The organism is Priestia sp. FSL H7-0729 (assembly GCF_038005685.1).
Classification (GTDB): Bacteria; Bacillota; Bacilli; order Paenibacillales; family Paenibacillaceae; genus Paenibacillus.
The window spans coordinates 1,319,401-1,333,871 of record NZ_JBBOTQ010000001.1 but is presented as its reverse complement, the minus strand read 5'-3'; the positions used below and the strand labels follow the sequence as shown (position 1 = coordinate 1,333,871).

Sequence of the window (14,471 nt, the reverse complement as noted above, 5' to 3'; positions counted from 1 at the left end):
TTTATGAGAAATGCATTAACCGTGATGAGAGTAGAGAGGTGTGAGTTGAACAGATGAAAATTACGCTGTTACCTGATACATACTTTATTGAAAATCTAAGCGTATCCCCATTACAGGATAGAATGTACTGCATATTTGATCTCGAAGGTACGGGCATTAATCCTGTGGTGGAGAGTGTGACACAATTTGGTGCGATGCATTACCAAAGAGGTCAACAATGTAATACAACATTTTCTTCACTTGCACGGGCGAACAAACCTATACCAGAAGCTGTGGCAAAATTAACAGGCATTTCGAATGAGGATATGGTAGAGGCTCCGTCCTTCGTAGAAGCATTTCAGTCCTTTCAGGAATTCATTGGAGATAGCGTTCTTGTGACACAAGCCGGATATGAATATGATTTGCCCATCTTGAAGCGACATTGCGATGAGTATGGTCTCCCGATGTTGACTAATCTGGTATTGGATACAAAAGCGATGTTCACGTACATTCATCCTGAGATTACCGAGGTCGTCTCTACGGATTTTCTGATTCGATATTACGATCTGAATACAGATGGAGTTCACAGGCACAATGCTTTGGCAGATTGTGGTGTAATCACTGGTATCTTTGAACGTATCCTTAGTGAATATGAGGAACTTCAATTGAATCATTTTACAGCCGATCCCAAGCGCATGATGAAGCGTTTCGTTATACCTGAGATGTATCTGACATAATGAAGAACTGGAGGGAGATCGATGAGCAGAACAGAGGTGGAGAAGCTGCTGTCGGAACTTAACGAAGGACAGATTCTGACTCAGCAGACATTCGAAGGATTGGATGTGGAAGTTTACCTGGATGAAAGGGATGCTTCTGCATTCGCTGACGAGTGGATGCAATCTTTTGAACGATGGGCTCAAGCTACTGCTGTGGCTGAAGAAGAGGTGCTGCGTGCATGCAGGGAACAGGCGTTCAAACAAACGTTAGCTCTCACTGGAGAACCTGAGTTAGCGGGGTATGTGAGTGATGATCTGGGTTTAATTGGTGCTGCACTGTTACAGGATATGGTGAATGATATCTTTGTGAACAAGCTGCTGGAAAGTTATCGTCAAGGTAGGTTGCCCCTGCGATAAGCGGGGGTAGAGCCATGTTGGCTATTCTCGTTTGTATAAAAAAATAGCATCAAATGTACATTGTGAGTCGGTTGAAGCATGAGTTACAATTCACCTAAGCAATAGATGAGAATGATAATCATTATACGTTATGTGTATATCATTCTCACGATTATATCAACAGATCATATAGGGGTGAAGGGTATCATGGTAGGTTTTATTAAAGGTATAAAAGGGTGGACGATCACATTACTGCTCATGGGTCTGGTGATTTCGGGATGTAGTACAAATACCGCTACCAATGCGGAACAGACTCCTGCAACTGAAAGTGCAGCTTCGGGAGAAAATACTTCTGGAACCGAGACAGAGCCTGCGACACGAGTTGTTCAGGATGAATTTGGAGATGTAACGATTCCGGTTCAGCCACAACGAATTGCTGGAATCTATGTAGAAGATTATCTGAAGGCGCTTGATATTACACCTGTTGTGCAGTGGTATAATCCGATGTGGGGTGTGCAGGAGTATTTAGGACTGGATGTGCCGCAATTTGATACTACAGGCAGCATTGAGGCCTTGTTGCAATATGATCCGGATCTCATCATTGTGGATGGGGGAGCGGACATGGAGAAATATGAGATGTATTCCAAGGTGGCACCAACGTATCGCTTGCCTGAGGAAGTTCTGCAGGACTCCGATCAAATGTTAAAAACCATTGCCGATGTTGTAGGTAAATCAGACAAGGGTGAAGAAGTTGCTGCGGCATTCGGGGCCAAGATTGCAGATGCCAAATCGAAACTGAAGGAAGCGGTTGGGGACGAGAGCGTCGCAGTGGTCCGGCTGAATGTTAACGATGACACACTGGCACTGTTCGGTGTGAAAAATCGATTGACCGGATTTATCTATTCAGAGCTTGGTCTAACACCGCATCCTCTGGTTAGCAAGATGGAGGAATATCAGGAAATTCTGTCTGAGGAAGCCATCCCGCAGCTTGATGCGGATCATCTTATCATTTTCCCTTCCAATGGAGAATGGTCATCTCCCGAGAACAAGGAAGCTTTGAAGGTACTGGACAGCAAGTTGTGGCAATCTCTTCCGGCGGTTAAAAACAATCAGGTGTACATTATGGAAAGATCACATTGGCAATCAGGTGCGATTACAGCGAATTCCATGAAAATTGATGATCTTTTGGAAAAGATGACTCCATAGTATAAACCCATAAGAAAGAAAGTTCTTCAGCGAGGGTTGAAGAGCTTTCTTTTTTCGTATACACTGTTTCAAATGATAACAATTCTCAGTTAAGGACGATGAATATGTGCCCTACGATAATACAATGGATTCCCAAGCCCTGGCTGTGCACGATTCAGCAGATGGAATATATAAACCACGATAAATCTGAGATCGATAAACGTTTGCTACATAAAAAATCGTCTTCACACTCCATATTTGTTGTTACGTCTGGAAAGGGTTTGATGGTTTACACCGATCGGGAATTTCATTTGGAAAAAGGAATGATTATGTTTGTTCCAGCGGGAACACCGATTAAGATAGAAGGCTCTCCTTGGACAGAAAGTAATTTGCAATATTATAAGCTTGATCTGGTGGTGGCTGAGGTGAAAGAAGATATTTCTGACCATTCGCCTACGATAATCACGACTGAGCAGCAAGAGTTTCTTAAAGAGATTGAAGCTCAAGAAGCGCCCCCTCTTATTCAGCTGAGTTACAGTCCGTGGAGTTCCTGTCTGGAAGCCTTGGAACAAATACTGCGTCAACAGGTCACTGGCGATTGGCTGAAGCAATGGGAGGTACAGCTTCGTTTCCAAGAGTGGTTCCGTGCTTTGCTTCGCCAGAGTGATCCCGAAACCGATGCACCAGATGACCGTGCCCGTCTTCAAAGTTCAATTCGTTATATTGACGACCACTATGATCTGACGATAACCGTGGACGAGCTCGCGGCAGATATTGGTCTAACCAGAGCCAGCTACACTCGGCAATTCAAAAGAATGACAGGCAAGCTTCCGCTTGATTATGTGAATACGGTTCGGCTGGAGCGCTCGAAGCAACTATTGCAGCTAACGGATGATCGCATCCATGAGATTGCACAGAATGTGGGATTCAGCAGCGAGTATTATTTTGGTCGTCGTTTCAAGCAGTATGCTGGTATTTCCCCTGGGTTATATCGTCGTCATCATCGTCAAGAGGTTCGTGTCTTTGCTCCGTATCTGGAAGACTTTGTGTTGGCCCTGGGCGTAAAGCCTGTGTTGCAATATTCGCATCACTCCTGGGGTAGACAGCATTATTTGGGATTGGATGATGTGCCCGAATTCGATGTAAGCCAGCAGGATGCTCAATTCAGTGCGGGTATTGTTCCTGACTTTATCATGCTGAACAAGGGATATGATCGATGGAATCTGGACCGCTTTGAGCAAGTAGCACCTACGTTTTACGTAGATCATCTGGGAGAGGATTGGCGTTCCATTCTTAGATCAACAGCCGATGTGTTGGGAAAGGTGAATCGAGTTCAAGATGTAATTGGTGCGTATGAGGACAAGGCATTGGAAGCTAAAGGACGTTTAACACGTTATATGCGTGGTCAAACGGTGGCGTTTTTGCGTATATCTGCGTCGGATATTACTCTCTATGGGAATCAGCAAGGTTACGTGGGCCCTGTAATTTATCAGGATCTTGGACTGACTCCGCATTCCCGTGTGCAGCAATGGACAAGACATGAGCGCAGGATTTCCATTGGATTGGAGCAGTTAAGCCAACTTGATGCGGATCACTTGTTGATTACTTTTGATACTGGGGATTCTGCTGAACCAGGAGTTGAGCGCGAACTGCTCGACCGGGATGAATGGAAACGCCTGCCTGCCGTGAAGAGCGGCAATGTGTATGAAGTGGATTTCATGACCTGGATGAACTACGGTGTGATCTCTCATGGGAAGAAGATTGAGGATATATTGCGGTTTATGGCTTGAGGAAGGCTTTGTCCAATAATAGTTCTAAATCCAATTCAATTTTAGTTTGTTAAATAGTCTAAATAAAGGGATTTGAATCAGATTGAAGAATATCTTATAAAAGATAGGGGATAACCGAAAGGAGCAGATGAATGGTCAAAGAAAAAATTCCAGTATGGTTTTGGTGTATCTCGATAGTAGTTGCCGTTATGTTAGTATACAACTTGTTTCAAGTAGATTCTCGTATAAACATGCTTGCACTAGGCATCCTTAATGTTGCTAATGCCATTCGGATGTGGAAGAATTACCGAAACTCGGCAATTATGTTTTTAATAATAGGTGTTCTTGGTACATTTTTATTTTTCAAGTATCTATTTTAATAATTAATTTGAAGCCTGACCGTCATTTATATGGCGGTCTTTTTCGTTTTCAATTATTAAACCAATGGAGGAATTCAGTAGGACATGGAGTTGAGCTGTTTCATCTCATTTTAGTGTAGCGTTTACAAAAAAACAGAACAATGAGCACAAAATGCAAAAGCGGAGGTCCTTGACTGAAAGATTACGACATACCATTAGAGTGAAGGCCGATCTGTAACTCAGGGGTTGAAGTCTTCAAGCATAGCCATGAATGGCGGATGGGAGAGCTGTAATGACAAAACGGGTAATTCTGTTGGAAGAAGGTACGGCAGAGATGAAAGGGCTAATGGGCAGTAAAGGGGCTGATCTTGCAGAGCTAATCCATGCAGGGTGGTCTGTCCCGGCCGGATTTGTGGTCACAACGGAATGCTGTCGCGAGTTCTGTACCCGTCTTGGACATCTTTCCGGTGAAGGAGAAGAAGAGGTTGTGACCGCGATCCGTCACCTGGAACAGCAAAACGGAAAATTCTTCGGGCATTCGGAGAATCCGCTTCTGCTCGCGGTACGTACTGATCAGGATCGATTATCAGAAGCGGCCATAAATTCACTACTAAATGTTGGTCTGAATGATGTTACCGTGGAAGGACTCGCACGTCAAACTGGTGATCGGTTGCATGCACTCCGATGTTACCTGGATTATTTAAAGGAGTATGGACAGCTGGTATATGGAATGTCGTCTGAAATTTTCACAGGAGTATCAAGTCACGATAAGGGTCGGGATGAAGCAGAGCTAGAATTAACCATTATGGAATTAAAATATTTAATTGAAGCAAAAGGGCGTAATCCCTTTCCACAGGAAGTTCAAATTCAATTGAAAGAAGTTGTATGTGCGGTATATCACTCACAGCGTGTTAAAGCATCCAGATCTCAGGACGAGATGGTGCGTAAGTCAAATTACATTTCTTTGGAGCAAAGCGCTCCTGTTCTTATACAGACGATGATGCATGGAACGTGCGGAGACTCAAGCGGGACCGGAACAATATATACGCGTAACCCACTTACGGGAGAAAAGGAATTTACGGGACAATACGTCTCCATCGGGGACTTCAATCAGACCATTCACGGTCTGGATGGTTTGCAGTATGACGAACCTGAGCTATTTGCACGTTTGCTGGAGATAAGTAGCCAGTTGGAGAGGAATAAGGAGGAAATTCAGGAAATTAGCTATGTAATTGAATCTGGCGAGTTATATGTTGTGCAGACCCAGCCAGCACGATTATCCTCTATAGCCACACTGAGGAGTACTGTGGATTTCGTCCATGAAGGACTCATCAACAAGGAGGACGCACTGCTACGCATCCAACCTTGGCATATCACCGAAGTGTTGAAGCATAACACCGATTCTAGCAGAGATGTGGACACGGGAAGTTTTCCCACACCATCACCAGAATTACAATTACTACTTGCATGGGCTGATGAAGTCAAAGAACTAACTGTACTGGCCAATGCTGATCGACCGCAGGATGCCATAACAGCACGGATACTGGGGGCTGAGGGAATCGGATTATGCAGGACGGAACATATGCTGTTGTCACCTGCGCGGCTACCTTTTGTACAGAAAATGATTTTGGCTGACAGTGAATCCGAGCGCAGGCGTGGCTTGGAGCGGTTGTTACCCATGCAGCAATTTGATTTTGAACAGATATTTGAAGCGATGGATGGACACCCGGTAACTATACGTTTGCTTGATTCACCGTTGCATGAACTGCTACCGGATCTGGAAGTGTTGGACAAACGACGCGAGTGGTTGCAAGCAGAGGAGTGGCAGGAGCACGCAGACCATCAGATTGAACTGGAGGAACTGGAGCGTGTGATTCGAAGAGTCAGTGAATTGCATGAACATAATCCGACATTGGGGCAACATTCTTGTCGTCTGAGTACGGTGTTCCCGGAAATCGTTGATATGCAGCTGGAAGCGATATTCCGCGCAGCGGTGAAAGGCATCCGTCAAGGCTGGTGGGTACGTCCGGAGATTATGATCCCGCAGATTGGTAATGTGTATGAACTTCAGGAGATGAGAGATCTGGTAGATCATGTGGCTGACCAAGTGCTTGGTGAGGAGAAGCGACATTGTCACTATAAAGTAGGGGCGATGATCGAAGCTCCGAGAGCGGCGCTGACGGCGACTCACCTTGCTCGTCAGGCAGACTTTTTCTCGTTTGGCGCGGATGAGCTGACAGAGATGACGTTTGGATATAGTCGCCAAGAAGCCGAGAAGCGATTCCTTCAACGTGATACGGACTCCCGTACGGTAACGAATAATCCATTCCATGTGCTGGACACGGAGGGCGTTGGACAGCTAGTGGAGATGGCGGTTGTTCAAGGTCGGATTCGTAAACCTTATCTGAAGACAGGGATCTGTGGAGAAAATATTGTGGATCTGGAGTCCATTACGTTCTGCCACCGGATTGGGTTGGATTACGTAAGTTGTTTGCCTGAACAGATCCCTTATGTACGAATTGCAGCTGCACAAGCAGCCATTAAGGGACAGAGAGAGGGAGCGCAAACAAAGAACTCGGATATATCTACAATTGCGTAACGCTCACCCTGTACTACACGGAACTTCCATGGAATAGCAACCAGAAAACTGTTATACTGAAATATGCGTTTTGTAAAATGAACGTAAAATTTCAGGGTAAGGGTTGAAAGCGACCATGTATAATTCCAAAAATGAACGAACTTCTTCACGGACTTTATTCGCCGTGTTATTCATTCTTATGCTGCTGAAGTTGTCACTGTTGCGGTATTTCTTTTTCCAGGGTCTGTCTGGCATCGGTCTGTTAACTGACGCATTAGGCGCACTAACCGTGGTATGCGTGCTGGATCTGATCGTGCCCAAAGCCTGGAAGCGAGCAGTATACGGCGGATTCAATGTTCTGTTTTCTCTGGTGCTGTTCGCGGCCACGCTGTATAACGTTCATTTCAGTTCGGTACCCACGTATACCGCACTCAGTGAACTGGGGCAAGTTGCGCAAGTACGGGGCAGTATCGGACCGCTGGTACGACCGGAGCACTTTCTGTTTTTTGCAGACATCGTATTGGCATTGCCAATTTGGTTGATGATTCGCAGACGTGCTGGTGGCCGTAACCACAGCAGTTATCGCGATAGCGGTTTGACGTTCGGCAGAATTCGCAGACGTTACTGGGGCAAGCTCGGCGTTGCGCTTACCGCTGCATTCTGCATCGTGCTGTCAGGCAGTTTTATTGTCAAAGGTGAAACGATTGATAACGAATTAGTTCGTGCTGAGAATCTCGGTTTCCTGAACTATCAAGTATCGTCGGCCATTCTGACGAGCAAAGAGAATGAGGCCATTGCGAATGGCAACATTAACGAAACCATTTCCAAGATCAATGAGCTGGTTAGCCGGTATCCGTATCAGGATAAGCCAAGAGACGGCACAGCCGTGAAGGCCAAATATTTTGGTCAAGCGAAGGGCAGCAATCTGATTGTATTGCAATTGGAGTCCTTTCAGAATTTCCCGATTAATGCTTCATTGGATGGTCAGGAGTTAACGCCGGTATTGAATAATCTGGCCAAAGAAAGCTATTATTTCTCTCATTTCTTCCAACAGATCGGACAGGGAAATACTTCGGACGCTGAGTTCATGTCCAACACGTCTATCTATCCAACCGGAGTTGTTCCCATGTCAGCAGGGTACAGTGACCGTGAACTGCCGAGTCTTCCCAAGTTATTAGGAAAAGAGGGATATGAGTCCGAGACGTACCACGTCAATGACGTCACCTTCTGGAACCGGAACAAAATGTATCCGGCACTCGGATTCACTCGTTATTTCGACAAGCCCAGCTTCGAGAATGACAGATTCAATGACTTTGGACCATCGGATGAAGAGTTGTACCGTGTAGGTGTGGAAAAAATGACTGCGCATCAGGCTGCAAACCAGCCATTCTATGCTCAGTTCATTACGGCATCAAGTCACTCGCCGTTTACGGTTCCCGCTGATCGTGCACGAATCGCGATTCCAGCGACCATCACAAATAAACTGCTTCACGACTATCTGCAAGCAATCAACTATACCGACTATGCCATCGGTCAACTCATTAATGAATTGAAGGCGAATGGATTGTGGGATAACACAACCTTAGTGCTCTACGGGGACCACTTCGGTCTGCCTGCTGACGAAGAGATTACACAGCAGATTCAGGCTAATCTGGGCGTCCCTTATGACGGTAAAGTAAGTCGATTCAACATTCCGTTAATGATTCACACACCGAAACAGACCAAAGGGCAAGTCATTGAGCAGCCAGGCGGTCAGCTGGATATGCTGCCAACCATTATGAATTTAATGGGCGTTTCGCTCCAGGATGAGAAGTTCACTGCTTTCGGGCACGATTTGCTCAACATGGATCATAATGCCTTCGGAATCCGGTATTACTTGCCGACGGGGTCATTTGTCAACAATGACATCATGTTTATTCCGGGTGCAGGGTTTGATGATGGAACAGCTTACTCACTCAAAACGTATGAGCCGGTAACGGATTTGGAACCTTATCGTGCCGACTATGAACATGTGCTCAGCCTGATGAAACTATCTGACGAGTATGTGAAGTTGTTACCGAAACGTGCGCCATAACTGAGTTTTTCTGCAAGAGATTAGATCTCAACGCTAGATCCAAACGTCACCAGTTCATAACTGGTGGCGTTTTTTGCATGTTTCTCGCACAACTGTGGTAACAAAAGAGGATAACTAAAGTTTGAAACTGTAATAATTAATGTTACAATGGAACAAGCAAGAATGAAGTGAGTCATAGCGTGCAACATCCGCAAGAACTCATATTCACAGAACTCATGAACCTAACAGACGAGAGGATTGAATATATATGAAACTGAGTGTACTCGAACATGGACATATCAATGAAGGCCGAAGTGTACAGGATACGTTGCAGGAAACGGTGAAACTCGCACAACATGCGGATCAATTGGGATACTCCCGTTTCTGGATGTCGGAACATCACGGAAGCGGTGCGTTGTCTTTCTCCAGTCCTGAAGTGATGATTGCACATGTAGCTGCACATACGGATCGGATTCGGGTAGGTTCCGGCGGTGTCATGCTGCCTCATTATAGTGCCTACAAGGTTGCGGAGAATTTCCGTCTGCTGGAAGCTCTGCATCCGGGGCGGATTGACCTTGGGATTGGCAGAGCACCAGGCGGCATGCCGATTGCCAGCAGAGCGCTGAACGAAGGCAAATCATCGAATGTACAATTCTTCCCACAGCAGATTGCAGATCTGGGTGGATACTTCCACGAGCAATTGCCTGAGGATCATCGGTTCGCCTCTCTTGTAGCCGGACCATCGGTTCCAACCGTTCCTGAAGTATGGTTGCTGGGTTCCAGTTCCGAGGGTGCGAGAATTGCTGCGGCGCAAGGGACATCGTATGCGTTTGCCCAATTCTTCGGAACACCAGGCGGTGAAGAAGCGATGAAGCATTACCGCAGACATTTCAAGCCGTCCATCCTGAATGACAAACCACATTCCATGATCGCTGTCTCGGCATTCTGCGCGGAGACAGAGGAAGAAGCAGCTGACCTCGCGCGCAGCAACGAACTTTTCTTCTTGCGTCTCGGACGAGGTCTTGAACAAAGTTCATTCCCATCCCTGGAGACGGTGAACAACTATCCATTCACAGCGATGGAGATGGAACAGATCCGTCAACGCCGTTCTTTTTCCATCGTGGGTACACCGGATCAGGTGAAAGATAAAATTACCGCAATGGCTGAACGGCATGAAGCAGATGAAGTTATTATCGCGTCAGCGGTTCATTCGTTTGAAGCACGGCTGCGCTCATTCGGCTTGATTGCAGAAGCCTTTGGACTCAAGCAGGACTAATGGTGGGCAAGCGGGAATAACTACTCTGAACAGACTGGAATCTTGGTCTTGCAAGGTTCCGGTTATACTCTTGCGTGATCAGGGAGAGGAGAGATTCACATGCGCAGATGTGTGATTAGTGATATTCATGGCTGCTACGATGAATTTAATGCACTGCTTAAGCTTGCAGACTATAATCCTTTGCAGGATGAATTGATTTTGCTGGGTGATTATGTGGATCGCGGTCCAAGCAGCAAACAGGTCATCGAACAGATTATGCAGCTTCAGCAACAGCACCATATTATGGTGATCAAAGGCAATCACGATGCCATGATGGTTAAAGCGCTAACCCAGGATGTAGAGCAATATGATCAACACTGGATTCGTAATGGCGGATTACAGACGATGGCCAGTTATCTGGATCTGGAGCTTACTTATGATGAGCAACAGATCGATTGGGAAGCTTATGCTGAAGCCAAACAGTGGATACGTAGACACTATGAACATCATCTTCGTTTTCTGGATCAGCTTCCGCTGGTGTACGAAATTCCGGGGTATATTTTTGTGCATGCCGGAATCAACCCGGATATCGAGGATTGGAGAAGCCAGTCTGAGCGGGACTTCATTTGGATTCGGGAATCATTCTATTCCAGACCAACGTCGATTAGAGAGACGGTCGTATTTGGACACACACCCGTGAAGCATTTGCATGACGAGACAGGCATTTGGTTTGACCCAAGCGGAGACAAAATCGGCATTGATGGTGGCTGTGCCTATGGAGCACAATTGAACCTGCTGGAGATTAGCGAGGCGGGCAGTCTACAGACCTTTTTTGTACGGCAAGGGCAGAGCGCGGAAGAGCCCGAGATTTAATATTTTCGTTGCGTATCAGGAATTCATATGCTAATTTATAAGGTTGTACGATGGAATAAATAGGATACATATCATATCGACTTGAGGGGAATGAACCAAGTTTGGCTATCTATAATCTGGATCAACTGCAACATCACATTTTACTCTGTAATGGTGGAACATGCATGCGTAACGATGGGGAAGAAGTAACTCAGGCGGTACGTGACGAGATTGTTAAACAGCAGGCGGGAGGATTCATCCATACGACTCGTACCAAATGTAATGGTCAGTGTGACAATGCATGCGTGACGATTGTGTATCCACAGGGTGACTGGTATGGCCAAATGACACCGGATTCAGGCAGAGCGCTGGTACAGGCCTTGTGTGAAGGCGAAAAATTGGAGAAACACCTGATTGCTAATGTGGCCAAGACCTCTGTGAATTAGAATTACAGGGAGGATATTATTTTTTCTAAGATGACTTACCTGAGAATGATTTGCAATTAATTCGCTGTAACGGGATTGGAATTAAGCCTTATTAGCGCTATAATCAGTAGGGTATGATTAAAATATGACATGTATTATTCTAAATGACAATTGACGGAGGGCTATAAATATGGAAAAAGCGTTAATCTTCGGTCACAAAAATCCCGACACGGATACGATCTGTTCAGCGATTGCCTATGCAGATTTGAAAACAAAATTGGGTCAGGACGTTGAAGCTGTTCGTCTCGGCGAAGTCAATGGTGAAACCCAGTTTGCACTGGATCAATTCAAAATCGCAGCACCACGTCTGATTAAAACAGCTGCAAATGAAGTGAACAAGGTTATTCTGGTTGACCACAACGAGCGTCAGCAAAGTGTAAGCGATATTGAGGAAGTGACTGTCGTTGAAGTTATCGACCATCACCGTATTGCTAACTTTGAGACAAGCGGACCTGTGTATTTCCGTGCAGAGCCTGTAGGTTGTACAGCAACCATTTTGAATAAAATGTACAAAGAAAACGGCATCGAAGTGAGTGCGCCGATTGCTGGTCTGATGCTGTCTGCTATTATTTCTGATTCCTTGTTGTTCAAATCCCCGACTTGTACAGATCAGGATGTAGCCGCTGCGCGTGAACTGGCTGCCATTGCTGGTGTAGATGCAGACAGCTATGGTCTGGACATGCTGAAAGCCGGCGCGGATCTGAGCCAAAAAACAATTGCTGAGCTGATCTCCCTGGATGCCAAAGAATTCGTAATGGGTCAATCCAAAGTGGAAATTGCACAGGTTAACGCAGTTGACGTGAATGATGTGCTCGTGAAGCAACCTGAGCTTGAAGCAGCTATTGAAGCAATTATTTCAAGTAAAGGTCTCGACCTGTTCGTATTTGTCGTAACAGACATTCTGAACAACGATTCCGTTGCTCTGGCATATGGTACATCCACCAAAGCTGTGGAGAAAGCCTACAATGTGACGCTGTCTGATAGCAGAGCACTTTTGAAAGGCGTAGTATCACGCAAATCACAAATTGTACCGGTTCTGACGGAAGCATTCAACACGCTATAAATCGGACGGATTGGCGTATTCGTACGCTGATATGTATTACAAATCGTAGCAACACCATCCTAGCCTGCTCTGATCCGTAAATGGTCAGGCAGGCTTTTGATGTAGAGGAGGAAGAATCATGATCAAAAATGAAAAAATCAAAGCAGCCGAAGTGCAGCTTACCGGATTGAACGGTGAAGATCTGGGCGTGATGTCCACGCAGGAAGCTCTTCAACTTGCGAAGCAGCATAAAGTAGATCTGGTGTGCTTATCCTTGATGACAAGTCCGCCGCCATGCAAGCTGATTGGCGCGGGAGCAGCCAAAGCGGAAGCGCAGCAGGCGAAGAAAAAAGCGAGTAAATCCCCTGATAAACGGAAAGTAAAAGAAATTCGATTGAACCTTGCGATGGAGGATCATGACCGGGATACCAAGCAGTCTCAGGCGGAACGCATCCTGAAGAAGGGTGATTCGGTAAAACTCGTCATCCAGGTGCATGGAGCCAAAGAGGGCGCTGCTGGCAAGGAATGGGCAGAGCAACTGAGCAAATCGCTGGCTGAATTCGGTAGTAAAACGACGGGTGTTCAGGTAAGTGGTAAACAGGTTGTTGTGCAACTGGACCCGAACGCGTAAATTTCCAGAAGATTATTGAGGTAGCACATGGGTAATGCCAATGTGGATGCAGTAATGATTATTTGAATGTGAGGAAAGCCCAATGAGATGGCAGGCTAACTGCTGCTTTCACTGGGCTTTTTTATCATTATTCGGGGATGCAGAACTAATCGAGTTCAAAGCACAAGATGGCTCTGTTCCAGTAATTCAGCTGCGTAAATAACGACTGCCACCAAGGCGTACATATAACTGTCCGGGTAATACAGGCGTAGAACCAGCGGCTACATTATTCTCGCTGTTCTTGGCGAATCGAGATAAATAAAAGAAGTCCGGATAGATCACCATATCCATTAAGTATGCGGAGACCCGGCTACCTGGAGCGCGAAACTGATTCAGTGTACGTATAATATCTTCACCGCGTGCAATACCAATGCCATGTCCGTAATACCAGTTCTCGCGCAGCATAATCGTATTCTCTCCCTGCCATTCGGGAGTTTCGGGAGAAACATCCGGATTTTTAAAATACAGCACATCTCCTGGAAGTGCGGTTTCACTACCATTTTTTTCAGTCAATCGCAGGTCGCTGTCATAATGCCAGTCAAAGAGTAACAGATTTCGAAACAGCGAATTAAAAGCATCTTCGCGAATGCTTCCCAGCACGCCACCATACAGAACAATGACAGTGGCTGTTGCACATTCAAAGGCATATAAGTGCCCATTCCTCCAGATATCCCGGATTCCGTCGGCGGGTGTCACGTTCGATTTCAACTCGAACCCACCCTCTGCATTACGATTCCAGTAAGCAGGATTACATCTGGATTTTTCAAAGGATGCAAAACTGACGCCGCTTCGATCCAGTCCTTCTGCTGCATCCACGAGCGAGCCTCTCAAATCCCATTCAAATCGAAGATGATCCATGGATTGGTAAACATATCTCGTTGGACGATTCTGAAGTTGCTGTAACCAATACCATTCAAAATCAGACCAGTCCGAGCGGTTCAGCAGGGCAGGTTGATTTGCAACAATGATCATAATTCATAACCTCCGTTCCTATTCGAATATTCAACATTGTATAATCAGGGGAGCACGAGTATTGTGTAGTATATGACGTGATGTGTTCGAATTGGTATGTACACATTGAACGTTCTCAGCTTCCAAGATTAAAAATGCAATTCATAAGGACATTTTGTCT

The 14,471-nt window shown here is 45.8% G+C and carries 12 protein-coding genes; 11 read left to right on the top strand and 1 reads right to left on the bottom strand.

The features are described 5' to 3' along the window. Nucleotides 1-53 precede the first annotated feature (53 nt). The 11 genes from MHH93_RS05510 to infC all read left to right on the top strand — a co-directional run bounded on the left by MHH93_RS05510 (nucleotide 54) and on the right by infC (nucleotide 13,300). Nucleotides 54-716 carry a 3'-5' exonuclease gene (locus MHH93_RS05510; protein ID WP_500053151.1) on the top strand — a complete coding sequence of 221 codons (663 nt, stop codon included), beginning with the start codon at nucleotides 54-56 and terminating at the stop codon, nucleotides 714-716. Between the two features lie 21 nt (nucleotides 717-737). After that, nucleotides 738-1,112: an immunity protein PIM1 family protein gene (locus MHH93_RS05505; protein WP_500053150.1), complete on the top strand. Its 375-nt coding sequence runs from the start codon at nucleotides 738-740 to the stop codon at nucleotides 1,110-1,112. A 186-nt stretch (nucleotides 1,113-1,298) separates the two neighbouring features. Then, complete coding sequence (locus MHH93_RS05500; protein ID WP_500053149.1) at nucleotides 1,299-2,297, top strand: ABC transporter substrate-binding protein; 999 nt, start codon at nucleotides 1,299-1,301, stop codon at nucleotides 2,295-2,297. Between the two features lie 290 nt (nucleotides 2,298-2,587). Beyond that, the gene (locus MHH93_RS05495; RefSeq protein WP_500053148.1) at nucleotides 2,588-4,066 is read left to right on the top strand and encodes a helix-turn-helix domain-containing protein; all 1,479 of its coding nucleotides are present in this window, start codon (nucleotides 2,588-2,590) and stop codon (nucleotides 4,064-4,066) included. Nucleotides 4,067-4,696: 630 nt separating this feature from the next. Further along, nucleotides 4,697-7,003 (top strand): putative PEP-binding protein, encoded by a 2,307-nt coding sequence (locus MHH93_RS05490; RefSeq protein WP_500053147.1) that lies wholly within the window; start codon nucleotides 4,697-4,699, stop codon nucleotides 7,001-7,003. 115 nt (nucleotides 7,004-7,118) lie between these two features. Next, nucleotides 7,119-9,056 carry an LTA synthase family protein gene (locus MHH93_RS05485; protein ID WP_500053146.1) on the top strand — a complete coding sequence of 646 codons (1,938 nt, stop codon included), beginning with the start codon at nucleotides 7,119-7,121 and terminating at the stop codon, nucleotides 9,054-9,056. A 247-nt stretch (nucleotides 9,057-9,303) separates the two neighbouring features. Next, nucleotides 9,304-10,311 (top strand): LLM class flavin-dependent oxidoreductase, encoded by a 1,008-nt coding sequence (locus MHH93_RS05480; protein WP_500053145.1) that lies wholly within the window; start codon nucleotides 9,304-9,306, stop codon nucleotides 10,309-10,311. Between the two features lie 99 nt (nucleotides 10,312-10,410). Next, nucleotides 10,411-11,163 (top strand): metallophosphoesterase family protein, encoded by a 753-nt coding sequence (locus MHH93_RS05475; RefSeq protein WP_500053144.1) that lies wholly within the window; start codon nucleotides 10,411-10,413, stop codon nucleotides 11,161-11,163. 101 nt (nucleotides 11,164-11,264) lie between these two features. After that, nucleotides 11,265-11,588, top strand: a complete 324-nt coding sequence (locus MHH93_RS05470; protein WP_500053143.1) for a (2Fe-2S) ferredoxin domain-containing protein — start codon at nucleotides 11,265-11,267, stop codon at nucleotides 11,586-11,588. Between the two features lie 169 nt (nucleotides 11,589-11,757). After that, nucleotides 11,758-12,690, top strand: coding sequence for a manganese-dependent inorganic pyrophosphatase (locus MHH93_RS05465; protein ID WP_500053142.1), 933 nt, complete (start codon nucleotides 11,758-11,760; stop codon nucleotides 12,688-12,690). A gap of 118 nt (nucleotides 12,691-12,808) precedes the next feature. After that, nucleotides 12,809-13,300, top strand: a complete 492-nt coding sequence (gene infC, locus MHH93_RS05460) for a translation initiation factor IF-3 (protein WP_500053141.1) — start codon at nucleotides 12,809-12,811, stop codon at nucleotides 13,298-13,300. A gap of 186 nt (nucleotides 13,301-13,486) precedes the next feature. On the opposite strand, the gene tgl is transcribed toward infC, so the two are convergent. Continuing rightward, a complete protein-coding gene (gene tgl / locus MHH93_RS05455) occupies nucleotides 13,487-14,311 on the bottom strand; it encodes a spore coat transglutaminase TGL (protein WP_500053140.1) in 825 nt (274 codons plus the stop codon). Between the last annotated feature and the right edge of the window lie 160 nt (nucleotides 14,312-14,471).

Coding starts and splice junctions, on each gene's coding strand:
- MHH93_RS05510 (WP_500053151.1), top strand. CDS start 54: ATGAAAATTACGCTGTTACCTGATACATACTTTATTGAAAATCTAAGC.
- MHH93_RS05505 (WP_500053150.1), top strand. CDS start 738: ATGAGCAGAACAGAGGTGGAGAAGCTGCTGTCGGAACTTAACGAAGGA.
- MHH93_RS05500 (WP_500053149.1), top strand. CDS start 1,299: ATGGTAGGTTTTATTAAAGGTATAAAAGGGTGGACGATCACATTACTG.
- MHH93_RS05490 (WP_500053147.1), top strand. CDS start 4,697: ATGACAAAACGGGTAATTCTGTTGGAAGAAGGTACGGCAGAGATGAAA.
- MHH93_RS05485 (WP_500053146.1), top strand. CDS start 7,119: ATGTATAATTCCAAAAATGAACGAACTTCTTCACGGACTTTATTCGCC.
- MHH93_RS05480 (WP_500053145.1), top strand. CDS start 9,304: ATGAAACTGAGTGTACTCGAACATGGACATATCAATGAAGGCCGAAGT.
- MHH93_RS05475 (WP_500053144.1), top strand. CDS start 10,411: ATGCGCAGATGTGTGATTAGTGATATTCATGGCTGCTACGATGAATTT.
- MHH93_RS05465 (WP_500053142.1), top strand. CDS start 11,758: ATGGAAAAAGCGTTAATCTTCGGTCACAAAAATCCCGACACGGATACG.
- infC (WP_500053141.1), top strand. CDS start 12,809: ATGATCAAAAATGAAAAAATCAAAGCAGCCGAAGTGCAGCTTACCGGA.
- tgl (WP_500053140.1), bottom strand. CDS start 14,311: ATGATCATTGTTGCAAATCAACCTGCCCTGCTGAACCGCTCGGACTGG.